Raw genomic sequence first — 23,569 nt, forward strand, 5'->3', positions numbered from 1 at the left:
CCTGGGCACAGCGCACGACCTCGCCCGGCCTGCCCGCTACAAGGCGTCGGGGGAAGCGACCCTGCCCGCCACCGCGCTTGCCGCCGCCACCACCGGGCTGGCCAGATACACCTCGGAAGAGAGACTGCCCATGCGGCCCTTGAAGTTGCGGTTGGTGGTGGCCACCGCGCGTTCGCCGTCGCCCAGGATGCCGGTATGCCCGCCCAGGCAGGGCCCGCAGGTGCAGGGCCCCACAATGCAGCCCGCATCCATGAACACTTCCATAAGGCCCTCTTTCAGGCATTGCTTCCAGACCGCGGGGGTGGACGGCAACACGATGCAGCGCACCTTTTTGTCCACCTTGCGGCCGCGCAGCACCGCCGCCGCGTCCCGCATGTCGCTGATGCGGCCATTGGTGCAGGAGCCGATGACCACCTGCTGGATGGGCGTATCCCCGACCTCGGAGACAGGCTTCACGTTGGAGGGCAGATGCGGGCAGGCCACCACCGGCTCCCGGCCTGTAACGTCGATATCCACCACGCGTTCGTACGTCGCGTCCGCATCGGCGGCCAGGGCCATATCCAGACCGGGGCGGCCGTGCTCCGCGCAATAGGCGCGGGTCTGGGCGTCCACGGCAAAAAGGCCCGCCTTGCCGCCCGCCTCAATGGCCATATTGGCCATGGTCAGCCGGCCTTCCACATCCAGGGCGTCGATGACCGGGCCGCCGAACTCCAGGGCCTTGTACAGCGCCCCGTCCACGCCGATGGTTCCGATCAGCAGCAGCATGAGATCCTTGCCGCGCAGCCAGCGGGGCATCTCGCCCCTGATGTTGACGCGGATGGTGGGCGGAACCTTGAGCCAGGTTTCGCCCAGGGCCATGGCCGCCGCGATGTCGGTGGAGCCCATGCCTGTGGCAAAGGCTCCGATGCCGCCGTAGGTGCAGGTATGGCTGTCCGCGCCGATGACCAGATCGCCGGGGCCCACCAGCCCCCGTTCAGGCAGCAGGGTATGCTCCACCCCGCAGTCGCCGCCCTCGTAATAGTGGGTGATGCCCTGCTCTTCCGCAAACTTGCGGCTGATCAGCACCTGATTGGCCGAGTCAATGTCCTTCTGGGGCGTGAAGTGGTCCATGACCAGAGCGATTTTGTCCCTGTCGAAAACCTTTTCCGCGCCCATGCCGCGAAATGACTTGATGGCCAGCGGCCCGGTAATGTCGTTGGCAAGCACCAGAGATACCCGGCACTGAACGATCTGGCCGTCGCTTCGCACGGGCTCGTCGGTATGGGCCTGCAAAATTTTTTGCGCAAGCGTCTGTGGCATGTTCAAACTCCTTCCTGACAAAAATATGCGTTGGGTCAGCGGGCGCGTGACGCCTTTCGGCGGAAAAGGCAAAACCGCCCGCCGGGCCTGTTGCGCGCCGCCCTTTTGCCCGCCTGGACGTTGGAGCCCGGCCGCTTTTTCGGTCGGACGCCGGGCGGGCCCCCTCAAAGGCGGCCCGCCCGCTTTGCGGGCAAGCAAACATTCGAGAGCGCTGACAGAGCCTAATCGTGCTGACAGTGAAGACGCCGCCCTTCCTCTTCCCGTTTGGCCAGATGGTTCAGGGCGTCCACATAGGCCCTGGCGCTGGCCACGAAAATATCTGGATGCGTGCCCCGGCCCACGGCGGAATGCCCGTTTTCCCTGATGCGCACGGTCACTTCGCCCAAGGCGTCGGTGCCGCCGGTGATGGCGTTGATGGCATACTGCTCCAGCTCCGGCTCACGGCCCACCATGTCGGCAATGACGTTGAACAGGGCGTCCACCGGCCCAACGCCGAAGCCCGCGCCGCTCTTTTCCATGCCGTCCACATCCATGAGCACCGCGGCCGTGGGCGGCACGCCGCCGGCGTCCGAGCTCTGCACGCTGACATGACGCAGGCGCAGACGATCTGGAATGCGATAAATCTCCTGCTGAACCAGCGCCATAAGGTCGTCGTCGTGCAGGGTCTTCTTACGGTCGGCCAGTTGCTTCACGGCTTCAAAGACCATATTGAGCTGCTCGTCGTCCAGGTGGTAGCCCATGCTTTCAAATTTGCTGCGCACGGCATTGCGGCCCGAATGCTTGCCGATGACCAGATTGCTCTCGGAGCGGCCCACGGATTGCGGGGTCATGATTTCGTACGTCTCGCGGTTCTTGAGCATGCCGTCCTGGTGAATGCCGGACTCGTGCGCGAAGGCGTTGGCCCCCACAATGGATTTGTTGTTTGGGATGGGCTGGCCGATGATCATGGAGAGCAGGCGGCAGGAGGGGTAGAGCTGCTCGGTTCTGATGCCGTGCTCCAGACCGTAATAATCCTGCCGCACACGCAGGGCCATGGCCACTTCCTCCAGGGCCGCGTTGCCTGCGCGCTCGCCGATGCCGTTGAGGGTCACTTCGGCCTGGCGCACGCCCACCCGCAGGGCGGCCAGCGTATTGGCCACGCCCAGGCCCAGATCATCGTGACAGTGCACGCTGAAAATGGCCTTGTCGCTGTTGGGCGTGTTTTTGATCACATACTCCACCAGAGAGGCAAATTCCTCGGGCTGGGCATAGCCCACGGTGTCCGGCAGGTTGATGGTGGAGGCCCCGGCGTTGATGGCCGCCTCCACGATGCGGCAGAGAAAGTCGCGTTCCGAACGGGAGAAGTCTTCGGCGGAAAATTCGACATTGTCCGTGTATGTGGCGCAACGCCTGACCCCTTCCACGGCCATTCGGAGCACCTCTTCGGGTTCCTTGCGCAATTTGTGCCGCATATGCAGGGGCGAAGTGGACAAAAAGGTATGGATGCGCGGGTTCCGGGCGCCTTTCACCGCCTCCCAGCAGCGGTCGATATCGCCCGCCACGCAACGGGCCAAGCCGGCCACCTGAATGTCGCCGGCCTGGGCGGCGATGGCGCGCACGGCTTCAAAATCGCCGGGGCTGGAGGCCGGAAAGCCGGCTTCCATAATATCCACGCCCAGCACTTCCAGCTGATGCGCCAGCCGCAGCTTTTCCTGCAGATTCATGGTGGCGCCGGGCGACTGCTCACCGTCGCGCAAGGTGGTGTCGAAAAAGTAGACGCGGTTTTTCATGGTTCATACTCCTCTGGTGTGACAAGATATATATGCTTGCATAACGGCCGCCGTAAAGGGCGGCTGTCCAGGGAGCGCGTTCCGCCCGACGGGCGGCGAACCGTTACGCAGCCTTAATCGCTCTGGGGCGATAGGGCGCGTAGTAGCTGACGGTTGCGGCGGGGCAGGATCACAAAGGTGTAGGCGAGCCCCCCCGCGATATAAATGGCGCAGAGCAGAAAGCCGAACAGACGGGGAAGGGATACCACCAGGGCAAGCAGAAAAAGAAACGTCACCATGGCGCGGATGGGATGGGCGCGCAGAAAATCATATTCCTTGAAGGAGAAGTAGCGCACGCGGCTGACCATCAGCACGCCCACGCCCACGGCAAGCAGCAGGGCAAAATAGGGAATGACCGAATTCAGCAGGTCAGGGAACAGCGAGGCGAAAAAGATAAACGTCACCACCGTGCAGCCGCCCGCCGGTATGGGCAGGCCGATGAAAAAACGCTTGCCCACGGCGGCGGAGCTGACATTGAAGCGCGCCAGGCGCAATGCGCCGCAAGCCGCGTAAATGAAGGCCGCGGCCATGCCCAGCCGGCCAAAGGTCTGCAACTGCCACTGCCAGAGCAGCATGGCCGGCGCAAGGCCGAAGGCCACCAGATCGGCCAGCGAGTCATACTGAACCCCAAATTCGCTGGCCGTGTTGGTCAGCCGGGCCACCTTGCCGTCAAGGCCGTCCATGAGGGCCGAAACCAGAATGGCCATGCAGGCTTCCTCAACACGGCCCTGCACCGCCCAGACCATGGATAAAAAGCCAAGAAACATGCTCAGCGTCGTGATCATGTTGGGCAGGAGGAAGGCCCCCCTATGCGGCTTTTTCTTTTCCATAACGTCCATACGTCGGGATGGCGAAGCGCGCTCCTCAGCGCGCGCGGGCGATCACGCTCTGGCCGGCGAAAACCAGCTCGCCGATACGCACAGCCGCAACATAGCCCCGGGGCAGATAAAGGTCAACTCGCGAGCCAAAGCGGATCATGCCGTAGCGCTGGCCGCGCGCCAGCGCGTCCCCCGGCTCCACGCGGCAGACGATGCGCCGGGCCACCAGCCCCGCGATCTGAACCATGCTCCAGTCATTGCCGTCCGCGCCGCGCAGGCGGTAGGCGCAACGCTCGTTGTCCGTGGAGGCTTTGTCAAAAGCGGCGTTGACGAATTTGCCCGGCCAGTAGCGAATGTCTTCCACCACGCAGTCCACGGGCGCGCGATTGACATGCACGTTGAGTATATTCATGAAAATGCTGACGCAGCAGCATATTTCGTCGCTGAAGGGGTCAGCCCTCTCCTCGATGCGCACCACCCTGCCGTCCGCCGGGCTGACGGCAAGCCCCGCGCCGCGGGGCGTCACCCGCTCCGGATCGCGAAAAAAATGCAGGCTGAACCAGAACAGAACCAGAAGCAGCAAGGCGGGCAGGCTCCAGCCCAGCAGCGCGAACACCAGGGCGGAAAGCGCGGTCAGGGCGATGCAGGGCCAGCCTTCGGGCGTGACGCCACAGTGTGCGGGGCGCATGGCAACTCCAGAAATAGGCCGCGCCTGATGGCGCGGCGACGTTATCAGAACATGGGCGATTAATATATCCCGCGCCGGGGCGCATGGCAAGCCGCCGACCGACTGCGCGCGCGGCGGCGTGCGGAGCCATGCAGGCCGGGCTACGCCCGCCGCCGCAGGAGTCAACCTCTCCCCCTTGCCGGATGCCCCGCGCATGCCTATACTGAGACCATGAAAACTCTGGCGGAACATATCCGCGCCGCTCTTCCGGCGGGGCGCGCATGCCTGCTCCTGACGGCGCTGCTGGCGGGGCTGGCGCTGGCGGGGTGCGGCCCCAGGGACATCGGCGCTGGCTCGTCCTCTGACGGGGAGCGCGGCTCGGCGCTTTCCGCCGCGGAACAACTGCGCTATCCCATGACCGGCACAAACAACACCCAGTGCATGCTCTACTATTATAACCGGCCGGATGTCATGAGCCAGATGCAGGACTGGCGGATCAGCCGCTTCAACCGCCTGACCGGCGCTCAGCCCTCGCCCGAAGACCCGGCGTATCGGGCCGTGCCCAAACAACGCAGCCCCTTCCGGCAATAAGTCATTATGGATCCCGTCACCCACGCCGCCAGCGGCGCCGTGGCCATGCTGGCCCTGCCGTCCCGCCCCGCCAGCCGCTGGGCCGTGCCCCTGGCCGCCCTGGCGGCGGCTTCGCCCGATCTGGATATTCTTTTCGCCTCTACGCCCCTGCAATTTCTGCTGCTGCACCGGGGCATCACGCATTCCCTGGCCGGCGTGCCCGCGCTCGGCCTGCTGCTGGCGCTCTGCTGCCGCCCTCTCTGGCGCGCCTCAACGCCGGAGCGCTGGAGTTTCGGCAAGGTCTGGCTGCTGGCCTGCGCCATGCTGCTGCTGCATATCTGGCTGGATGCGGTGACCACTTACGGCACCATGATTTTTCTGCCCTTCTCGCACGAGCGGGTACGGCTCAACGGGGTTTTCATCCTTGACCCGCTGCTCACCCTGCCCCTGCTCTGGGCGGTCTGGCGCTGGCGGCGCGGGCGCGCGCGCATGCTTCTGGCCCTGGCCTGGGTTTTCCTCTATCCGGCCTTGGGCGTGGGCCTCAACGCCTGGCATGCGGCGCAGACCGAAGCCCGTCTGCGCGCCGAACATCGTCAGGTCAGCCGGCTGACCGTGCTGCCCGACGCCTTTGCGCCCTTTTTCTGGCGAGCGCTGTTTGCAGAACAAGGCCCGGACGGCATGCAGGTGCGGGAACAAAGCCTGGACGCCCTGGGAAGGCCGCGCGCCCCCGAAACCTCACATCAGGCCGCGCCCGCCGCGCTGGTCGCGGCTTTTTCACGCCAGTCCGTAAGCTGCGATTCCTTTTTCCGTTTCACGCTCCTGCCGGTCGTATCCCCCCTGCGCGCGGAGGATGCGCCGGAAGCGCCCCCAGGCGTTCGGAACGCGCGAACGCTTTTGTTTTATGACCTGCGCTTCGGCAGCGGCCTGGCTTTTGTGCGCAGGCTCATGGCCCTGCGCCCTCACGCGGATATTCCTTTTCAGCTCATGACTGAAAGCGCCCCGGCCAACACCGCGCCCGGCGCGGAAAACAACGGGCCGATTCTGCTGCGCGAGCGTCTGCGCTTTTCAGACAGCAGGCGCGACTCGCGCTGGCAGCGCCCCCGCGCCCCCGCCCCGCCCACTCTCGGCCAACGGCTGACGGGTTTGCGCTGAAAACAGGCCGGCGGGCATGGCCGCCGTCTGCTTGCGTCCGGCCCGTACTTGCAGTATGTGCCGGAAACCGGCTCAGAAACACGGCCTCATTGCGTGAAGCCGGCAAAATCATGTCACTTTCACTCTTTCACTCAAGATGAGCCTTATGAAAGCTGCATTGTCGCATCTGGACGCCCAAGGCAACGTGACCATGGTGGATGTGGGAGACAAAAGCCCCGGCAAACGCGTGGCCATTGCCGAAGCGGTGGTGGAACTGGCCCCGGCCACCTTGGAACTGCTCAAAAAATCCGCCCTGCCCAAGGGCGATGCGCTGGCCTGCGCCAGAATCGGCGGCATCATGGCGGCCAAGCGCGCGAGCGAGATTATCCCGCTCTGCCACAGCCTGAACCTGAGCTGCGCGGACATCCGCCTTGAAGTGCGCGACACGCCGCCGCAGGTGCGCATTGAAGCCGAAGCGCGCGCCACGGGCAACACCGGCGTGGAGATGGAAGCCATCGTGGCGGCCCAGAGCGCCGCGGCCATCATCTACGACATGTGCAAGGCCGTGCAGCGCGACATCGTCATCAGCCGGGTGCGGCTGCTGCACAAGAGCGGCGGCAAAAGCGGAGAATTCAACGCCCCGGAACTGCCCGCATGATTACGCCGCATATTGATCCCGTCGCCGTTTCCATCGGCGGTCTCCAGTTGCGCTGGTACGGCCTCATGTACCTCATCGGCTTTGCCGTGGGCTGGGCGCTGGGCCGCCGGCGGGCGGCGCGCCCCGGCTCGTCCTGGCGGCCCGCCGATGTGGATGACCTGCTGACCTGCGTCATGCTGGGCATTATTCTTGGCGGCCGTCTGGGCTATGTGCTCTTTTACGATCTGCCGGCGTACGTTCACGACCCCATGGAAATCCTGCGCATCTGGAACGGCGGCATGTCCTTTCACGGCGGTTTGCTGGGCGTGATCGGGGCCTTCTGGCACTTCGCGCGCAGCCGCAAAAGGCCCTTTCTGGAAGTTGCGGACTTTGTGGCCCCGCTGGTTCCACAGGGCCTTTTTTTCGGACGTCTGGGCAATTTCATCAACGGCGAACTCTGGGGCAAGGTCAGCGACGCGCCCTGGGCCATGGTCTTTCCCGGCGGCGGCCCCTACCCGCGCCATCCTTCCCAGCTTTATGAAGCGCTTCTGGAAGGTCTGGCACTGTTCATCGTGGTCTGGATATATTCCGCCAAACCGCGCAGGCCCGGCGCGGTGTCCGGCCTGTTCGCCACAGGTTACGGGCTGTTCCGCTTCATGGTGGAATTTGTGCGCGTGCCCGACGCCCAGCTGGGCTACCTGGCCTTCGGCTGGCTGACTATGGGCCAGGCGCTCTGCCTGCCCCTGATTCTGGTCGGACTGTGGCTGCTCCTGCGCGGCGACGCCACGCCGCGCGGGCGCGTCTGACGCCGACAGGCGCGGCGCATCTCTGGCATTGGGGGAGGAGCGGCCTTGTAAAAAGCGTATGCCCCGGCCCCCGGGGCCGGCCCGCATATGACGCGAACCGGCCCTCAACGCATACGGCTTACGCCGTTGGCTTGCTGTTGTAGAAGTTGATCAGGCAGCCGTCCAGAATGATCTGGCGCTCGTCGTCAGTCAGTTGCCTGAGGCTCAGGCTGATCCGTTCGGCGCGGGCCTTGCGCCGTCCGCCCTCTTCGCCCGCATGCGCCAGATACGCCTGGATGGCGGGCCGCTTTTCCTCCACGGCCTCGCGGATATGCGGGATGACCAGGTAGTCGCCCACATGCAGGGCGTCTGCCAGGCCCGCATCGACCACAAAGGGCAGCATGCCCCAGTTGATCAGATTGGAGCGGTAGCGCTTGGTGGCGTATTCCACGGCCAGGTTGGCCCAGCCGCCCAGCACCTTCTGGCAGGAGGCCGCCTGCTCGCGCGCCGAGCCGTCGCCCGGCCTGACCGCAAAAATGGTGGTGCCCAGGCCGATATTCTCCAGGGGCCGCTGCCCGTCGAAAACATCTTCCATACCGGCCTGGCCCTCGCAGGGGGCGCAGATTTCGCGCACGCGGGCCAGCAGATCCGAATCAGCGGCATTCTTCAGCCGGGCCTTTTCCAGAGCCTGAAAAGCCTTGGCCCGGCCCACATAGGCGGGGTCTTTGCGGGACAGGGCGTGCTCCGCCAGTTTGAGCGGGTTGGAGCGCAGGGAGGAGGTCTCGCCTGAGGGAATCAGCTCGTCCGTGGTGGTGACGGGATCGGTGATCACGCTGGCCACCTGAAGCAGCAAATGCCGGGGCAGGGGGCTCATTGGGGGCCAGTCCGCTATATTGGGGCCGAAAATCAGGGGCGTTTCCGGCCTGGGAGCGCCAAAGCCGTTGTATACGCGGCGCTGATAGATCAGGGGCTCGAAGTGGTAGCTGAGATCCACATGCAGTTCCTGAGACGCCCAGTCCAGCTCCGTGGCCGGGGTCAGGCGCCCGCCGCGCGCGGCTGTGGCCGCGATGGAGCGGGCGTCCATGAGCGCCACGGCGGAAAGCTGGCCGCCCGACGGTTTGGAGCCTTCACGGTTGGGGAAGTTGCGGGTGGAATGGCGGATGGACAGCGCCCCGTTGGCCGGGGTGTCGCCCGCGCCGAAACAGGGGCCGCAGAAGGCGTTTTTGAGCACCGCGCCGGCGGCCATGAGCCTGGCCGTGGAGCCGTTGCGCACCAGAGCCAGGGCCTGCGGCTCGCTGGCCGGATACACCGAAAGGCTGAATGCCTGATTGCCTGTGCTCTTGCCGTCCAGAATGGCGGCGGCCAGACTGATGTTTTCAAACGAGCCGCCCGCGCAGCCCGCGATGATGCCCTGATCCACCCACACTCCGCCGTCGCGTATCTTGCCGCGCAGGTTCAGACTCTTGCCGGCCTCGCCGAACTGCCGCACGGCCTCCGCGTCCACGGCGGCCAGAATTTCATCCGCATGGCGCAGCACTTCGGCCACGGGGAAGACATTGCTGGGGTGGAAGGGCAGGGCCATCATGGGTTCGATTTTGTCCAGATTCACCCGGATCAGGCCGTCGTAACAGGCCGGGGCCTGAAGGGCCAGTTCGGCGTAATCCTGCTCGCGGCCGTGCAGGGCAAGATAGCGGCGCACCTTGTCGTCCGTGCGCCAGATGGAGGACAGACAGGTGGTTTCCGTGGTCATCACGTCAATGCCGCAGCGGTACTCCACCGAGAGCCCGTCAATGCCGGGGCCCATGAACTCCAGAACCTTGTTTTTCACAAAGCCGCTCTTGAACACCGCGCCGATAATGGCCAGAGCCACGTCCTGCGGCCCCACGCCGGGCGCCGGCGCGCCCTCCAGCCACACGGCCACCACCTGGGGCACAGGCACGTCATAGGTTTTTCCCAGCAGCTGCTTGACCAGCTCCGGGCCGCCTTCACCCACGCCCATGACGCCCAGCGCGCCGTAACGGGTATGGCTGTCCGAGCCCAGAATCATGCCGCCGCATTTTGTCATCATTTCGCGCACATACTGGTGGATGACCGCCAGATGCGGGGGAACGAAGACGCCGCCGTATTTTTGCGTCGCCGAAAGGCCGAAAAGGTGATCGTCCTCGTTGATGGTGCCGCCCACGGCGCACAGGCTGTTGTGGCAGTTGGTCAGGGCGTAGGGCACGGGAAATTCCGTGAGGCCGCTGGCTCTGGCGGTCTGGATGATGCCCACATAGGTGATGTCGTGGGAGGCCAGGGCGTCAAAACGCAGACGCAGGGCCGAGTCCGTGGCCGGGGCCTTGTTGTGCGCGGCCAGAATGCGGCGGGCCAGGGTGTTCGCGCGCGCGGCGTCCAGGTTCATGCCTTTGGCTTCGGCCTCGCCGCCGGACAGAATGCGCGTGCCGTCAAGAATGGTGGTCTGGTCAAAAAGCTGGATCATAAGAAACCTTCTGCAAGAGTGTTGACGTGGAAGCGCCGGGCTCAGTCGTTGCGCGCCGCGGCCAGCCTGAGACTGAAAGCGATGAAGACGACGCCGGCGCAGCGGCGCAGCCACCGCTGAAAACGGAAACTCTCAAAAAGCCCGCGCGCATGGCCCAGCAGAGAGGCCAGGGGCACATACCAGCACAGGCAGAGCGCCGCGGTGATGCCGCCCAGCACAAGAAACTGGGGGCCCAGAGGCATGCGCGGGTTCATGAACTGCGGTAAAAAGGTCAGAAAGATCAGCACGGCCTTGGGGTTGAGCACATTGGTCAGCAGCCCCTGCCTGAAGGCCCGCCAGAGCGCGGCCCTGGCCGGCCCTGCCGCGGGGCGGGGCGCGTCCGCCGCGCGCTGCTCCGCTTTCCGGCCAGGGGCGCGGCTCTGGCGCAAGGCCTGAACGCCCAGCCAGAGCAGATAGGCCGCGCCCATGTATTTCAGAATGCCGAACAGAAAGACCGATTGCGAAATAATGGCGGAAATGCCCAGCATGGCCGCGCAGGTGTGGATGACAATGCCCAGGGCCACGCCGCAGGCCGCCGCCTGGCCCTGCGGCCTGCCGTCCAGCAGCGAAGTTTTGGCGATGAGGGCGAAATCCGGCCCCGGCAACACCACCAGCATGGCGGTCAGGGGCACAAAAAGCAGCAGCTTGTCCAGTGCGATCATGGCAGGGCCTTTCATGGAAAGGGCCAAAGCGCCTCCGGCGGCTCAGGGGCGCGGCCCCGAGAATCCATACCCCGTTTCCCGTGCTTGTTCCTGCGGGCCGCGCCCGTGGCGGGCGCTTTGGCCATGCGGGTTTTGCGGGGCGCAAGCCGGAAGAAAGCCGCCTTACAAATACGCCCCGATAATATCGCCGAACTCGGCGCAGCCCACCACCCGCGCTCCGCTGACCTGGGCGGCCAGATCCACGGTGACGGCCCTGGCGGCAATGGCCTTGCCCACGGCGGCGCGGATGCGCTCCGCGGCGGCTGGCAGGCCCAGATGCTCCATGAGCATGGCCCCGCAAAGGATGACGCTGCCGGGGTTGGCCTTGTCCTGCCCGGCGATGGTGGGCGCGGTGCCGTGGGTGGCCTCGAAAAAGGCCAGACTGTCGGACATGTTCACGCCCGGCGCGAGGCCAAGCCCGCCCACCTGCGCGGCCAGCGCGTCGGAAATATAGTCGCCGTTGAGGTTGGGCGTGACCAGAACCTGATATTGCTCAGGCCGCAGCAGGGCCTCCTGAAACATGGCGTCGGCAATGCGGTCCTTGACCACCAGACGGCCGGGCGCGGCTTCCTTTTCCGTGCAGATCCGGTCGCCGAACTCCTGGGCGGCCACATCATATCCCCACTGGCGGAACGCGCCCTCGGTGAACTTCATGATGTTGCCCTTGTGAACCAGGGTCAGGCTTTCGCGGCCATTGTCCAGGGCGTAGCGCAGGGCGCGGCGCACCAGACGCTTGGAACCCGCCTCGGTCATGGGCTTGATGCCCACGGCGGCGCTTTCGCCCACTTTGGTCACGCCCAGTTCGTCGCGCAGAAAGGCGACAAGCTTGCGGGCCTCGGGGGTTCCGGCGGCAAATTCAACGCCCGCGTAAACGTCTTCGGTATTTTCGCGAAAGATGACCATATCCACCCGCTCCGGGTGCTTGACCGGCGTTTCCAGCCCCTCGAAATGGCGCACCGGCCGGATGCAGGCGTAAAGATCCAGCCCCTGGCGCAGAGCCACATTCAGGCTGCGGATGCCCGTGCCCACCGGCGTGCCCAGGGGGCCTTTCATGGCGATGTCAGCGCCGCGCAGGGCGTTCAGGGTGGCTTCAGGCAGGGGAGAGCCGGTTTCGGCCACGGCTTTTTCCCCGGCAAGCAGCTCCTGCCAGTCCAGACGCAGGTCTGATTCCCTGGCCAGAGCCGCGTCAATGACCGGCCGCGCGGCCCGCCAGATTTCCGGCCCGATGCCGTCGCCTTCGATCCAGTAAATTTTTTTGCGCATGATGCTTGTCCCGGTTGCGTGTTCCGTGAAAAATGAGCCGCCCCGTCGCGGGCGGAACGGGCTCAGGGGCTAATCGCTGTCGCCGTCCGCCTCTTCCTGCGAGCCCACTTCCTGTTGCAGGGCGCGGGCGCGTCTGAGCAGTTCCTCCAGCTGGATGTCGCCGCTGACCACGCCCACAATGCGGTCGTTTTCGTCGGTCACGGCGCAGGACACCGTAATGACCAGCTTGCCGGTGAAGTGCGACTGGTAGACATCCATGATATGCAGGTCGCCGGTTTTCATGGGCATTTTGAACCACTCGCGTTGCGAGAAATCATAGCCCACGGGCAAAGCTTCGTAGACTTCCCTGTATTCCGGGTCCGTGACGGCCGAGCAGCGCATCTTGCCCTGGGCGTCCGCCAGGCAGCAGAACTGGATGAAGGGGTATTCGCGCACAAATTCGTCCAGTCGAGCGCCGGCCTGTTCGCCGAGCCCGGCCAGCCCGGCGCTGCGGGACAGGCGCACGATGAGGTGCGCCGCCAGATCGCCGGCCAGGCGCTTGAGCTGATCAAATTCGGTGGCGAAGAGTTCGGGCATGAAGCGCTGAACCAGGGCTTCCATTTCATCGTGGGAAAAGCTGGTCGTGCGCCCGGTTTCCTCGTACACGGCCATGATGGCGTCGTATATCTGCCCCACGGCCGGATGCTTTTTGGACACCTGCTTGTCGCCCGGCAGGTTCAGGTTGTTGTTGATCCAGTAGGCCACGCCCGCGCGTCCGGTCTTGTCGGTAATGATGATGGGTGCCGGGCGGCCCAGCAGACGTTTGGTGTCGAAGATATTGTAGATTTCTTCGTTCTTGGCCAGGCCGTCGGCGTGCACGCCCGCGCTGGTGGCGTTGAAGTCGCGCCCCACAAAGGGGTAATTGTACGGGATGCGGTAGTGCAGCTCTTTTTCAAAAAACCGGGCCACTTCGCTCAGAATGGTGGTGTCCGCCGCCGCGTCCTCGCCGGTGAGGGAGATATACTCCACCAGCAGGGCTTCCAGCGGGGTGTTGCCCGTGCGCTCGCCAAAGCCGAACAGCGTGCCGTTGACCGCGCCGCAGCCGTACAGCCAGGCTGTGACGCCGTTGACCAGCACCTTGTGAAAGTCATTGTGGCCGTGCCACTCCAGCCACTGGCCGGGCACCCCGGCCTCATCGGTGAAGGCCCGCACGATGCGCTGCACCGAGCGGGGCAGGGCCGCGCCGGGCCAGGGAACCCCATAGCCCATTGTGTCGCAGAGGCGGATTTTCACCGGCATGCCGCTCTGGCGCGCAAGCTCCATAAGGCGTTGGGCCAGGGGCAGGCAGAAACCGTAAATGTCGGCCCTGGTAACGTCCTCGAAATGGCAGCGCGGAATGATGCCCCATTCCAGCGCCTGGGAGGCCAGATCAAGGTACATGTCCATTGCCTGCCGGCGGGTTTTGCCCAGCTTGAGAAAGATATGGTAGTCGGACACGCTGGTGAGCATGCCGGTTTCGTCAAACTCCATGTCCCGCACCAGCTTGAGGTCTTCCTTGGTGGCGCGTATCCAGGCCGTGACCCTGGGGAAGCGGTAGCCCCGCGCCCGGCAGACGTCGATGCACTTGCGGTCTCTGGCCGAGTAAAGAAAAAATTCCGATGCTGTGATCAGCCCGGTTTTGCCGCCCAGACGATGCAGAAAGTCGAACATCCTGGCCACCTGCTTGACCGTGTAGGGCGGCCTGGCCTGCTGGCCGTCGCGAAAGGTGGTGTCGGTGATGCGCATCTGCTCCGCCGGGCGCGGGGCCAGCAGCACTTCGTCAAACGATGTGCGGCAAATGCTTGTATAGGGGAAAAGTTCACGGTAGAGCTGGGGCTTTTCCGGCTCCTGAAGGCTCAGAACGCGGTTGCCGCCCGGCTGGTGAATGATGCTCATGGGCTGTGTCTCGCTCGTGCGCGCCTCTGGGGCACGGTAGAAATTGGGCTGTAGAGCCTGCATATACCCGCTTCCCGCCTGCCCGTCCAGTGGCGGCCTTCGCGCCGGCTGAGAGGCGGGATGCCCGCCGCGGGTTTTGCCGGCGGCGCGCAAGACGGAGCGGGGCTTGCCAGAACGGAAAAAATGCAGGATTCTGCGGTCTCGGGCCGCGCGGCGGCCTCGGAACAAGAGCATTTTGCTTTTGAAGCATACCATTCAAAAACGGCGCCGCATTTCCCCGCAGGGCGGAGCAAGCGCCTGAAAAACGAGGTTTTCAGGCTCATCCGGCGCGGGCGTCCGCTCTCGCGGCCGCCGGAAACGAAGCCCATTTTAAGGGCGATTCGCTCTATAAGGAGCTTTTATGCCGGGTTGTGTGCGCTATCCCGCGCCGGGCTGCATTGTGGAATACATGGAGGGCAATGCCGTCCAGATAGCCGTGGTCACCGAAGAGGCGGGAGGCCGTCTGCGCCTTTTGCTGCCCAACCGGCGGGAAACGCGGCTCACGGCGGCGCGCCTGCTGCCCTGGCTCGGGCCGGTATGCGCGGCTGACGCCGGACGGGAAGAGGCGGTGCGCCTGCTGGAAGCGCACAAGAAAATCAGGGAGGACATGGCCGCCGCCGTGCCGGTTATGGAAGTCTGGGAACTGGCGCAGGGCGAGGTCGCCTCGGCCCCGGCCCAGTGGTTCGCCGAGCTCTTCGGCAGCGAGCCGGGCCCGGATCAGGTGGCCGCCTACGGTCGCGCCCTGCTGGCCTGCAAGAGTCACTTCCGTTTTCAGCCGCCGGATTTTCAGGTCTTCTCCGCCGAAACGGTGGAAAAGCGGCTGGCCGAGCAAAAAAGCCGGGAAGAGCGCGAGGCGCTCATTGCGGGCGGCGCGGCTTTTTTGCGTCTGCTCTGGGATGTGGCCTGCAAGAAGCGCGCTCTGCCGTCCCCCGCGGAGGGCGCGCCCGAATGGCCCGCGCCGGAGGTGGCCGAGCGGCTCAGAGCCTTGCTGCGCGCGCGCATGACAGACCCGGAAAGTCAGGAGCATGAAACGCTCTGGCGCATGCTGTCCAAGGGTTTGCCCGATGTGCCCCATCTGCCCCTGCAACTGCTTGTGGCCTGGGGCGAACTGCCCCCGCATTACAATTTCTGGCTGGATCGGGCCGACTACGCGCCGGGCGACGCCTGGTGGCGGGACTGCGCCCAGGAGGTGGACGCGCTGGAGCAGGCGGCGCGCCCAGGCCCGGAAGCGACGGCGGAACTGCCGCCTTGCGACCTGCCCTTTGTGAGCATTGACAGCGCCAGCACCCGCGATGTGGATGACGCTTTCTTTGTTCGCAGCGAGGGCGACGGCTTCAGTCTGACGCTGGCTCTGGCCTGCCCGGCCCTGGCCTGGCCCTTCGGCGGGGCGCTGGACAAAGCCGTGCTGCGCCGGGGCACGAGCATCTATCTGCCGGAAGGCGTTTGTCATATGCTGCCCGAACGCCTGGGCACGCATGTGTTTTCGCTGGTGGCCGGCGAAGCGCGCCCGGCGCTTTGCGTGCGGGTATCCGTGGATCATGGGGGCCGGGCGGGCGCATGCGAGGTTTTTCTGGCCAGGGCGCGTCTGGCCGCCAACCTGACCTACAGGGACAGCCAGGCCGTGCTGGACGCGGCGGATGCGGCCCTGCCGGACAATCCCGCCGCGCCGCATGCGGGGCTGCTGCGCCTGGGGCTGGAACTGGCCCGGCGGCGGCGGACGGCGCGCATCAGCGACGGGGCCGTAATTATGGACAGGCCCGATCCGGTGATTCGTCTGGAAGGCGAAGGCGCGGATTTGCGCGTGGATGTGCTTGCCGACGAGCCGGCCCCCGACGCGCAGATGCTGGTGGCGGAAATGATGATTCTGGCCAGCGCCGCTGTGGCCCGCTGGGCGCAAGAGCGCGGTCTGGCCATGTTTCACCGGACGCAGGACGTGGCCTTGCCCAGGGAATACGCGGGCGTCTGGACCGCGCCGCAGGATATGGCCCGGATCATGCGGGCCCTGACGCCTTCCAGGCTGGAAGTCCAAGCGCGGCCGCATGCGGCGCTGGGCCTGCCCCGCTATACGCCCGTGACCTCGCCCCTGCGCCGTTATCCCGACCTTGTCAATGAGGCCCAGGTGGTGCATTTTTTGCGCACGGGCCGGGCGCGCTGGGACGAGAAGGCCCTGGAGGAACTGCTGAACAGCCTCTCGCCGGCCCTGGAGGCCGCCGGGCAGGTGCAGCGATTCCGCCCTCGCTACTGGAAGCTGCTTTTCTTCCGCCAGAAGGGGGACAAGGTCTGGTGGCCCGGCGTGATCACCGAGGAGAACGATGCCTTTGTCAGCGTGAGCCTGCCGGATCAGGGGCTTTTTGTGCGCGGCAGACGCCGGATGTTTGACGAGCGGGCCTGCCCCGGCATGGCGGTGGAAGTGCGGCTGGGCAAGGTGCATCCCCTGTATAATGAAGTCCAGGTGCTGGAGGCGGCGACTGTGGACGGATAAGCCGCCCTGGAGCGGCGTTTTTTCTGGAGGAGGAAAAACATGTTTGTCAAGACGCTCTGGATCATCGTGGCCTATGCGCTGGGTTCCGTGCCCTGGGGAGTGGTCATTGCCAGAACCTTCTGCGATGTGGACCCCCGCGCGGGCGGCAGCCGCAGCACCGGGGCCACCAATGTCTCCCGGCTTTGCGGCTTTGGCTGGGGCGTGGCCACCCTGATTTGCGACGTGCTCAAGGGCGCGCTGCCGGTCTGGGTCGCTCTGGCCATCAGCCCCACGCCGCTTTTTGTCAGCCTGACGGGCCTGGCCTGCGTGCTGGGGCATGTTTTTTCCTGCTTCATGGGCTTCAGGGGGGGCAAGGCCGTGGCCACCAGCATCGGCGTCTTTCTGCCCCTGGCCTTCTGGCAATTGCTGCTCGCCTCCGCGCTCTGCCTGCTGGTCATCTGGCGCAGCCGCTACGTCTCTCTGGGCTCTTTGACCCTGGTGACGGTTCTGCCCCTGCTTCTGATGCTCAGCGGCGCCTGGAAGTGGCTGCCCCTGAGCCTTTGCCTGCTGGTTCTGGTGGCCTGGCGGCATCATGAAAATATCGTCCGTCTGCTGACCGGAACGGAAAAAGCCTGGCTGAAAAGCAAACACAAGGAGTGACCGGTATGACGCATGCTGATTTTCCGGCCTATCGCGGCCGCATGGAATACGTCTGTCTGGACTGCGGGGCGCGCTACCCCGGCGACAGTCTGCTGTACGCCTGCCCGCGGTGCGGCGGCGTCTTTTTGCTGGAGAATCTGGATTTTTCCCGTCTGAAAGAGCGCGACGGCGCGGCCTGGCGGGAGGTCTTCGACGCGCGCGCGGGCACGCGTTGCACGGCGCTCAGGGGCATTTTCCGCTATTATGAATTGCTGGCCCCGCTGCTGGAGGCTGAAGACATCGTATACCTGGGCGAAGGTCTGACCCCCATTGTGGAGGCCGCGCCCCCCCTGCGCGACAGGGTGGGCCTGCCCTTCGCCTATAAAAACGACGGCCAGAACCCCAGCGCCTCTTTCAAGGACCGGGGCATGGCCTGCGCCTTCAGCTATCTGAAATGGCTCTGTCGCCGCCATCAGTGGGACGAGGTGCTCACGGTCTGCGCTTCCACCGGCGACACGTCCGCCGCAGCCGCGCTGTACGCGGCTTATGTGGGCGCGCCGCTCAAGTCCGTGGTGCTGCTGCCCCACGGCAAGGTCACGCCCCAGCAGTTGTCGCAGCCTCTGGGCAGCGGCGCCACGGTGCTGGAACTGCCCGGCGTGTTTGACGACTGCATGAAGGTGGTGGAGCACCTGGCGGAAAACTATCGCGTGGCCCTGCTCAACTCCAAAAACAGCTGGCGCATTCTGGGGCAGGAATCCTACGCCTACGAGACGGCGCAGTGGTACGGCTGGGATGTCTCCGGCCTTTGCCTGTTCGTGCCCATCGGCAATGCGGGCAACATCACGGCCGTCATGTCCGGCTTTCTGAAAATGCTGGATCTGGGCATCGTCACCAGCCTGCCGCGCGTTTTCGGCGTGCAGTCCGAACATGCGGACCCGGTCTGGCGCTACTACGCCGCGCCCGAAAACGCCCGCCGCTGGCAGCCGGTGACGGTCGCGCCCAGCGTGGCCCAGGCCGCCATGATCGGCAACCCCGTGTCTTTCCCGCGCGTGCGGAAGCTGGCCGAACGCTTTGTGGAGGCTGGCGGCGAAAAAGCCTTCCAGGTGGTGCGGGTGACGGAACAGCAAATCATGGACGCCATGATTCAGGCCAACCGCCACGGCCACATTGCCTGCACCCAGGGCGGCGAATGCCTGGCCGGGCTGATCAACGCCCGCGCCCTGGGGCTTATCGGCGGCGATGAACACGCCGTGCTGGACGCCACGGCCCACAGCCTGAAGTTTGCGGATTTTCAGGGCATGTACTTCAATGACGGCTTCCCGCCGGAATACGGCGTCACGCCGGACAAGAGCCTGGCCAACCGGCCCGAACTGCTTTTGCCCGAAAGCGCGCGTCAGGGCCGGGATGTGGCCGAATTTGCCCGTATGGGCGCGGAAGCCGTGGTGGAACGCCTGGGGCTGAGGAAGAAGTAGGACCTTTGGCTTCAGCCCCGTCCGCGGCGCACCTTTACAACAAGACGCGCCGTCAGCTATCCTGCGCGACAGGCCGGGCCGCGCGCCGCGCGCGCCCGCTTTCCCCGGTTAAACCAAGCGAGTAAGGAAGATGGAAGAATTTTCGCGTATCCAGCGGCTGCCCCCCTATGTTTTCGCGGTGGTGGGCGATCTCAAGATGAAATTGCGTCGGCAGAACATCGACATCGTGGACTTCAGCATGGGCAATCCCGATATTCCCACGCCGGGCCATGTGGTGGACAAGATGATGGAGGCCACGCAAAAGCCGGTCAACCATCGCTATTCCCTGTCCAGGGGCATCCCCAATCTGCGCAAGGCCGTCTGTGACCGCTACGCCCGCCTTTACGGCGTGGAGCTGGACCCGGAGACGGAAGCCATCGTGACGCTGGGTTCCAAGGAAGGTCTGGCCCATCTTTCCCTGGCCATGCTGAGCCCCGGCGACGTGGTGCTGGCCCCGGACCCCACCTACCCCATCCATAAATACGCGCCGATCATCGCGGGCGCGGATGTGCGCAGCGTGCCCATCGGGTCGGGCCGCGACTTTTTTGAAGACCTGACCACCGCCACCCGGCAGGCCTGGCCCAAGCCCAAGCTGCTTTTTCTCTGCTATCCGCACAATCCCACCACTGAAGTGACGAACCTGGACTTCTTTCGCAAGGTGGTGGCTTTTGCCAAAGAGAACAATCTCTGGGTGGTTCACGACCTGGCTTATGCCGACCTGGTTTTTGACGGCTACAAGGCTCCCAGCTTCCTCCAGGCCGAAGGGGCCAAGGATGTGGGCGTGGAGTTTTACAGTCTGTCCAAAAGCTATTCCATGCCCGGCTGGCGCGTGGGCTTCTGCCTGGGCAACCCGCGTCTGGTGCATGCCCTGGCCCGCATCAAGAGCTATCTGGACTATGGCCTTTTTCAGCCCATCCAGATTGCCGCCACAGTGGCCCTCAACGGGCCGCAAGACGTGGTGGACGAAATCCGCGGGATTTACCGCGACCGCCGCGACCGGCTCATTGACGGGCTGGCCCGCATCGGCTGGGAAGTGCCGTCGCCCAAGGCCACCATGTTTGTCTGGGCGCGCATCCCCGAAGCGTTTCGCAAGATGGGCTCCGTGGAGTTTTCCAAGCTGCTGCTGACCGAAGCGCAGGTGGCCGTATCGCCTGGCCTGGGCTTCGGCTCCTACGGCGACGAGTATGTGCGTTTCGCCCTTATTGAAAACGAGCATCGCACCCGGCAGGCCGTCAGCAACATGCGCCGTTTGCTTTCGGGCGCGCCGGAGTAGACATGAGCAAAGTCAACGAAAGCAAACCCCTGGTGGCCGGTCTGGCCGGCTTCGGCACGGTGGGCGGCGGTCTGGCCCGCCTGCTCAGGGAAAACGCGGACATCATCCGCCGCCGCGCGGGGCGGGATATCGTGGTCAAGCGCGTGCTGGTGCGCAACGCGCAGAAGGCCCGCAGCGCGCCCCTGCCGGAGGGGGCGCAACTGACCACCGACCCGGCGGCGCTCACTGATGATCCTGACATTGACGTGCTGGTGGAGCTCATCGGCGGCATTGACCAGGCCCGCGCGCTCATCGACCGCGCCCTGGACCAGGGCAAGCACATCGTCACCGCCAACAAGGCCCTGCTGGCCGAGGAGGGGCTGGCGCTCTTTCAGAAGGCCGAACGCAAAAAGCGCATCCTGCGCTATGAAGCCAGCGTGGCCGGGGCCATTCCCATTGTTCAGGCCCTCAGGGAAAGCCTCACGGGCAACCGCATTGCGTCGCTCATGGGCATTCTTAACGGCACCAGCAATTACATCCTGTCCGAGATGACCTCCAACGGGCTGGATTTTGACGTGGCCCTCAGGCAGGCGCAGGAACTGGGCTATGCCGAGGCTGACCCCACGCTGGACATCGACGGCCACGACGCGGCCCACAAGCTGATTTTGCTGATCCGTCTGGCCTACGGGGTCAACTACCCCTATACGGCCTTGTGCGTGCGCGGCATTCGGGGCCTTTCGTCTCTGGATATCCGCCTGGCGCGCGAATTTGGCTATCGCATCAAGCTCATTGGCCAGGTGCGCGAGGCGCGCCGCCCGAAAGACGGCGCTTGCGGAGATGACGGCGTCATCCGGCTGGAAGCCGGGGTGTTTCCGGCGCTGGTGCACCACACCTTTCTGCTGGCGCGCGTGGGCGGCGTGTACAACGCCGTGCGTGTGGAGGCCAATGCCGCCGGGGCGCTTTTCTTCCACGGGCGCGGGGCCGGAGACCTGCCCACGGCCGGGGCCGTGCTGGCCGACCTGCTGGCCGTGGCCCGCGAGGAACGGCCCAACAACACGGGCTTTGTGGGCAGGGAACTGCCCAAGGCCGCCATAGTGCCGCCCGAGGAGTGGCGCTCCTGCTACTATGTGCGGGTTATGGTTCAGGATGCGCCCGGCGTGCTGCGTGATATTTCAGGCTGCATGGCCGCCGAGGGCATCAGCGTGGCCCAGATGATACAGAAGACCGACGAGGGGCATGGCGTGCCCCTGGTTTTCATGACCCACGAAACATCGGCCCAGGCCATGAGCGACGCGCTCCAGCGCACGGTGGACGCGGGCCTGCTCAAGGAGCCGGCGGTGTATTTCAGGGTGCTGTAAGGCGGCCCGGGGTTACGCCCCGCCGGAAAGAGAGCGGCTTATGCAGACACTGGCGCTGAACACCCGCGCGCGTTGCGAAATGCGCGACATTACGCCGGAACTGCGCGCCTTTGCGGAACGCATGGCCCGTGATCGCGGCTGGCGGCGCGGAGCGCTGGCTCTGTTCTGCCCGCATACCACCTGCGGCCTGACCGTCAACGAGGGCGCGGACCCGGACGTGCGGCGGGACATGCTGGCCTTTTTCAGCCGTCTCGCGCCGGAGCGCGGCGATTACCGCCATGCCGAGGGCAACAGCGACGCGCACATCAAGGCCAGCCTGCATGGTGCCTCCCTGCTGCTTCTGGTGGAGGATGGCCAACTGCGCCTGGGCGCATGGCAGGCGGTGTATCTTTGCGAGGGCGACGGGCCGCGCCGGCGCTCCCTCTGGCTGCAATGGCTGCCCGGCGAGGCCGGGGCGCATGAGGAGAATCCGTCATGAGCGGCTCCCACGAGGTAACCCTGATTCTGACCCTGACCGGGGGCCTGACCGCCGCGCTGCTGCTGGGCTTCATCACTCAGAAGATGCGGCTTTCGCCCCTGGTGGGCTATCTTCTGGCGGGCGTGCTGGTAGGGCCGCATTCGCCGGGTTTTGTGGCTGACGCGGCCACGGCCTCCCAATGCGCTGAAATCGGCGTGATTTTGCTGATGTTCGGCGTGGGGCTGCATTTTCATCTCAAGGATTTGCTGGCCGTGCGCCATATCGCCGTGGCCGGGGCCGTGGCCCAGATCGCCCTGTGCACGGCGGCCAGCATGGGCATTTTGTCCCTGTTCGGCTTTTCGCCCCTGGCCGGAGCCGTGTTCGGCATGTCCATTTCCGTGGCCAGCACCGTGGTGCTCACCCGCGTGCTTGCCGACAATCACGCCCTGCACACCCGCACCGGGCATGTGGCCCTGGGCTGGCTGGTGGTGGAGGACCTTTTCACCATTCTGCTGCTGGTGCTGCTGCCCGCCCTGCTTGCGCCCGATGGCGGCAGCGGCGGCTTCTGGGCCGCGCTGGGGCTGACCATCATCAAACTGGCCGCGCTTTCCGTGTTCACGCTGGTGGTGGGGCAGAAGCTTATTCCGGTTGTTCTGGGCTATGTGGCCCGCACGGGAACCCGTGACCTTTTCACCCTGGCGATCATTGCCCTGGCGCTGGGCATCGCCGTGGCCGCCGCCTACTTTTTTGACGCCTCCATGGCCCTGGGCGCGTTTCTGGCCGGCATGGTGGTGGGCCAGTCCGACTTCAGCGCCCGTGCCGCCGCCGAGGCCCTGCCCCTGCGCGACGCCTTCGCCGTGCTCTTTTTCGTCTCCGTGGGCATGCTTTTCGACCCGGCGGCCCTGCTCAGCGACTGGCCGCTGATGCTGGCCACGCTGGGCATCATCATTGTCATCAAGCCCCTGGCCGCGCTGTGCATGACCATGCTGTTCAGAAAACCTCTGCGGCTGAGCCTCTCCGTGGCTGTGGCCCTGGGGCAGATCGGCGAATTTTCCTTCATTCTGGCGGCCATGGGCATCAGTTACGGTCTGTTCGGGCACGAGGCGAATAACGCCATCATTCCGGCGGCCATGATTTCCATCACCCTCAATCCGCTGCTGTACCGGCGCATCGAGCGCGTGGCCCGCTGGCTGGAAAAGCGCGGCCCGGCCTGGCTTTCGCGTTCACCCCTGCCGCATCTCTCCGCTGAGGCGATGGAGGAAGGCGGGCCCCACCGCGTCGTTGTGGTGGGTTATGGCCCGGTGGGCCGCAACCTGTGCCGTATTCTGCGTGACAGCGGCATCACCCCGGTGGTCATAGAAAACAATATTGATACGGTGCGCTCCCTGCGTTCACGCGGGCGGCCCGCGGTACACGGCGACGCGGCCCAGGCCGAGGTGCTGCGCGAGGCCGGGCTGGAACGGGCCGAGGCCCTGCTGCTGACCACGCCGGCCATTCCGGCGCGGGAGGTGACGCCCATCGCCCGCGCCGTCAACTCCGGCATCCGCATTCTGGCCAATACCGCTTTTTTGAGCGAGGCCCGCCGCCTGCGCGAGCTGGGCGTGGCCGAGGTGTTCAGCGGCGAACGGGAAGTGGCGCTGGCCATGTCGGAATTTCTGCTGCACGATCTTGGGGCCGCGGACGCCCATGTGCAGAGCGAGCTGCGGCGGCTGCGCGAAGAGCTGGAATAACGCGGACGGAT

19 protein-coding genes are annotated in these 23,569 nt (G+C 65.2%); 11 read left to right on the forward strand and 8 right to left on the reverse strand.

The features are described 5' to 3' along the window. Positions 1-36: 36 nt before the first annotated feature. The 4 genes from ACQRA4_RS03385 to ACQRA4_RS03400 all read right to left on the reverse strand — a co-directional run bounded on the left by ACQRA4_RS03385 (position 37) and on the right by ACQRA4_RS03400 (position 4,613). The gene (locus ACQRA4_RS03385) at positions 37-1,299 is read right to left on the reverse strand and encodes a 3-isopropylmalate dehydratase large subunit (protein ID WP_427821671.1); all 1,263 of its coding nucleotides are present in this window, start codon (positions 1,297-1,299) and stop codon (positions 37-39) included. A 221-nt stretch (positions 1,300-1,520) separates the two neighbouring features. Then, entirely contained in the window at positions 1,521-3,068 is a 1,548-nt protein-coding gene (locus ACQRA4_RS03390; protein ID WP_427821672.1) for a 2-isopropylmalate synthase, read from the reverse strand. Between the two features lie 113 nt (positions 3,069-3,181). Continuing rightward, on the reverse strand, positions 3,182-3,946 hold the full coding sequence (gene pssA, locus ACQRA4_RS03395) for a CDP-diacylglycerol--serine O-phosphatidyltransferase (RefSeq protein ID WP_427821673.1): 765 nt from the start codon (positions 3,944-3,946) through the stop codon (positions 3,182-3,184). Positions 3,947-3,971: 25 nt separating this feature from the next. After that, positions 3,972-4,613 carry a phosphatidylserine decarboxylase family protein gene (locus ACQRA4_RS03400; protein ID WP_427821674.1) on the reverse strand — a complete coding sequence of 214 codons (642 nt, stop codon included), beginning with the start codon at positions 4,611-4,613 and terminating at the stop codon, positions 3,972-3,974. Positions 4,614-4,823: 210 nt separating this feature from the next. Between ACQRA4_RS03400 and ACQRA4_RS03405 the strand changes: the two genes are divergently transcribed. The 4 genes from ACQRA4_RS03405 (at position 4,824) to lgt (ending at position 7,736) form a co-directional block, all read left to right on the forward strand. Beyond that, a complete protein-coding gene (locus tag ACQRA4_RS03405) occupies positions 4,824-5,183 on the forward strand; it encodes a chemotaxis protein (RefSeq protein WP_427821675.1) in 360 nt (119 codons plus the stop codon). Positions 5,184-5,189: 6 nt separating this feature from the next. Further along, positions 5,190-6,314: a metal-dependent hydrolase gene (locus tag ACQRA4_RS03410; protein ID WP_427821676.1), complete on the forward strand. Its 1,125-nt coding sequence runs from the start codon at positions 5,190-5,192 to the stop codon at positions 6,312-6,314. A 145-nt stretch (positions 6,315-6,459) separates the two neighbouring features. Further along, on the forward strand, positions 6,460-6,951 hold the full coding sequence (gene moaC, locus ACQRA4_RS03415) for a cyclic pyranopterin monophosphate synthase MoaC (protein WP_427821677.1): 492 nt from the start codon (positions 6,460-6,462) through the stop codon (positions 6,949-6,951). Continuing rightward, positions 6,948-7,736: a prolipoprotein diacylglyceryl transferase gene (lgt, locus tag ACQRA4_RS03420; protein ID WP_427821678.1), complete on the forward strand. Its 789-nt coding sequence runs from the start codon at positions 6,948-6,950 to the stop codon at positions 7,734-7,736. The genes moaC and lgt overlap by 4 nt, the downstream gene beginning before the upstream one ends. A gap of 118 nt (positions 7,737-7,854) precedes the next feature. On the opposite strand, the gene ACQRA4_RS03425 is transcribed toward lgt, so the two are convergent. From ACQRA4_RS03425 to ACQRA4_RS03440, 4 genes are all read right to left on the reverse strand, one after another. Further along, on the reverse strand, positions 7,855-10,194 hold the full coding sequence (locus ACQRA4_RS03425; protein WP_427821679.1) for a hydratase: 2,340 nt from the start codon (positions 10,192-10,194) through the stop codon (positions 7,855-7,857). A 41-nt stretch (positions 10,195-10,235) separates the two neighbouring features. Then, positions 10,236-10,895 (reverse strand): LysE family translocator, encoded by a 660-nt coding sequence (locus ACQRA4_RS03430; protein WP_427821680.1) that lies wholly within the window; start codon positions 10,893-10,895, stop codon positions 10,236-10,238. A 162-nt stretch (positions 10,896-11,057) separates the two neighbouring features. Further along, on the reverse strand, positions 11,058-12,197 hold the full coding sequence (gene icd / locus ACQRA4_RS03435) for an NADP-dependent isocitrate dehydrogenase (RefSeq protein ID WP_427821681.1): 1,140 nt from the start codon (positions 12,195-12,197) through the stop codon (positions 11,058-11,060). A 69-nt stretch (positions 12,198-12,266) separates the two neighbouring features. Further along, positions 12,267-14,111, reverse strand: coding sequence for a triose-phosphate isomerase (locus ACQRA4_RS03440; protein WP_427821682.1), 1,845 nt, complete (start codon positions 14,109-14,111; stop codon positions 12,267-12,269). Between the two features lie 400 nt (positions 14,112-14,511). Between ACQRA4_RS03440 and ACQRA4_RS03445 the strand changes: the two genes are divergently transcribed. The 7 genes from ACQRA4_RS03445 (at position 14,512) to ACQRA4_RS03475 (ending at position 23,558) form a co-directional block, all read left to right on the forward strand. Then, positions 14,512-16,632: a ribonuclease catalytic domain-containing protein gene (locus ACQRA4_RS03445; protein WP_427821683.1), complete on the forward strand. Its 2,121-nt coding sequence runs from the start codon at positions 14,512-14,514 to the stop codon at positions 16,630-16,632. A gap of 39 nt (positions 16,633-16,671) precedes the next feature. Then, positions 16,672-17,271 carry a glycerol-3-phosphate 1-O-acyltransferase PlsY gene (gene plsY / locus ACQRA4_RS03450; RefSeq protein WP_427821684.1) on the forward strand — a complete coding sequence of 200 codons (600 nt, stop codon included), beginning with the start codon at positions 16,672-16,674 and terminating at the stop codon, positions 17,269-17,271. Positions 17,272-17,276: 5 nt separating this feature from the next. Further along, positions 17,277-18,722: a threonine synthase gene (gene thrC, locus ACQRA4_RS03455; protein WP_427821685.1), complete on the forward strand. Its 1,446-nt coding sequence runs from the start codon at positions 17,277-17,279 to the stop codon at positions 18,720-18,722. A gap of 130 nt (positions 18,723-18,852) precedes the next feature. Next, positions 18,853-20,034, forward strand: a complete 1,182-nt coding sequence (locus ACQRA4_RS03460) for an aminotransferase class I/II-fold pyridoxal phosphate-dependent enzyme (RefSeq protein ID WP_427821686.1) — start codon at positions 18,853-18,855, stop codon at positions 20,032-20,034. A gap of 2 nt (positions 20,035-20,036) precedes the next feature. Further along, a complete protein-coding gene (locus ACQRA4_RS03465; RefSeq protein WP_427821687.1) occupies positions 20,037-21,371 on the forward strand; it encodes a homoserine dehydrogenase in 1,335 nt (444 codons plus the stop codon). 40 nt (positions 21,372-21,411) lie between these two features. Next, on the forward strand, positions 21,412-21,849 hold the full coding sequence (locus ACQRA4_RS03470; RefSeq protein ID WP_427821688.1) for a secondary thiamine-phosphate synthase enzyme YjbQ: 438 nt from the start codon (positions 21,412-21,414) through the stop codon (positions 21,847-21,849). Continuing rightward, positions 21,846-23,558, forward strand: a complete 1,713-nt coding sequence (locus ACQRA4_RS03475; RefSeq protein WP_427821689.1) for a cation:proton antiporter — start codon at positions 21,846-21,848, stop codon at positions 23,556-23,558. The genes ACQRA4_RS03470 and ACQRA4_RS03475 overlap by 4 nt, the downstream gene beginning before the upstream one ends. Positions 23,559-23,569 lie beyond the last annotated feature (11 nt).

Source organism: Desulfovibrio sp. SGI.169 (assembly GCF_050313595.1).
Lineage (GTDB): Bacteria > Desulfobacterota > Desulfovibrionia > Desulfovibrionales > Desulfovibrionaceae > Desulfovibrio.

Excerpts from the sequence above, each read along its gene's own strand:
- ACQRA4_RS03385 (WP_427821671.1), bottom strand. The coding sequence starts at position 1,299 with ATGCCACAGACGCTTGCGCAAAAAATTTTGCAGGCCCATACCGACGAG.
- ACQRA4_RS03390 (WP_427821672.1), bottom strand. The coding sequence starts at position 3,068 with ATGAAAAACCGCGTCTACTTTTTCGACACCACCTTGCGCGACGGTGAG.
- pssA (WP_427821673.1), bottom strand. The coding sequence starts at position 3,946 with ATGGACGTTATGGAAAAGAAAAAGCCGCATAGGGGGGCCTTCCTCCTG.
- ACQRA4_RS03400 (WP_427821674.1), bottom strand. The coding sequence starts at position 4,613 with ATGCGCCCCGCACACTGTGGCGTCACGCCCGAAGGCTGGCCCTGCATC.
- ACQRA4_RS03405 (WP_427821675.1), top strand. The coding sequence starts at position 4,824 with ATGAAAACTCTGGCGGAACATATCCGCGCCGCTCTTCCGGCGGGGCGC.
- ACQRA4_RS03410 (WP_427821676.1), top strand. The coding sequence starts at position 5,190 with ATGGATCCCGTCACCCACGCCGCCAGCGGCGCCGTGGCCATGCTGGCC.
- moaC (WP_427821677.1), top strand. The coding sequence starts at position 6,460 with ATGAAAGCTGCATTGTCGCATCTGGACGCCCAAGGCAACGTGACCATG.
- lgt (WP_427821678.1), top strand. The coding sequence starts at position 6,948 with ATGATTACGCCGCATATTGATCCCGTCGCCGTTTCCATCGGCGGTCTC.
- ACQRA4_RS03425 (WP_427821679.1), bottom strand. The coding sequence starts at position 10,194 with ATGATCCAGCTTTTTGACCAGACCACCATTCTTGACGGCACGCGCATT.
- ACQRA4_RS03430 (WP_427821680.1), bottom strand. The coding sequence starts at position 10,895 with ATGATCGCACTGGACAAGCTGCTGCTTTTTGTGCCCCTGACCGCCATG.
- icd (WP_427821681.1), bottom strand. The coding sequence starts at position 12,197 with ATGCGCAAAAAAATTTACTGGATCGAAGGCGACGGCATCGGGCCGGAA.
- ACQRA4_RS03440 (WP_427821682.1), bottom strand. The coding sequence starts at position 14,111 with ATGAGCATCATTCACCAGCCGGGCGGCAACCGCGTTCTGAGCCTTCAG.
- ACQRA4_RS03445 (WP_427821683.1), top strand. The coding sequence starts at position 14,512 with ATGCCGGGTTGTGTGCGCTATCCCGCGCCGGGCTGCATTGTGGAATAC.
- plsY (WP_427821684.1), top strand. The coding sequence starts at position 16,672 with ATGTTTGTCAAGACGCTCTGGATCATCGTGGCCTATGCGCTGGGTTCC.
- thrC (WP_427821685.1), top strand. The coding sequence starts at position 17,277 with ATGACGCATGCTGATTTTCCGGCCTATCGCGGCCGCATGGAATACGTC.
- ACQRA4_RS03460 (WP_427821686.1), top strand. The coding sequence starts at position 18,853 with ATGGAAGAATTTTCGCGTATCCAGCGGCTGCCCCCCTATGTTTTCGCG.
- ACQRA4_RS03465 (WP_427821687.1), top strand. The coding sequence starts at position 20,037 with ATGAGCAAAGTCAACGAAAGCAAACCCCTGGTGGCCGGTCTGGCCGGC.
- ACQRA4_RS03470 (WP_427821688.1), top strand. The coding sequence starts at position 21,412 with ATGCAGACACTGGCGCTGAACACCCGCGCGCGTTGCGAAATGCGCGAC.
- ACQRA4_RS03475 (WP_427821689.1), top strand. The coding sequence starts at position 21,846 with ATGAGCGGCTCCCACGAGGTAACCCTGATTCTGACCCTGACCGGGGGC.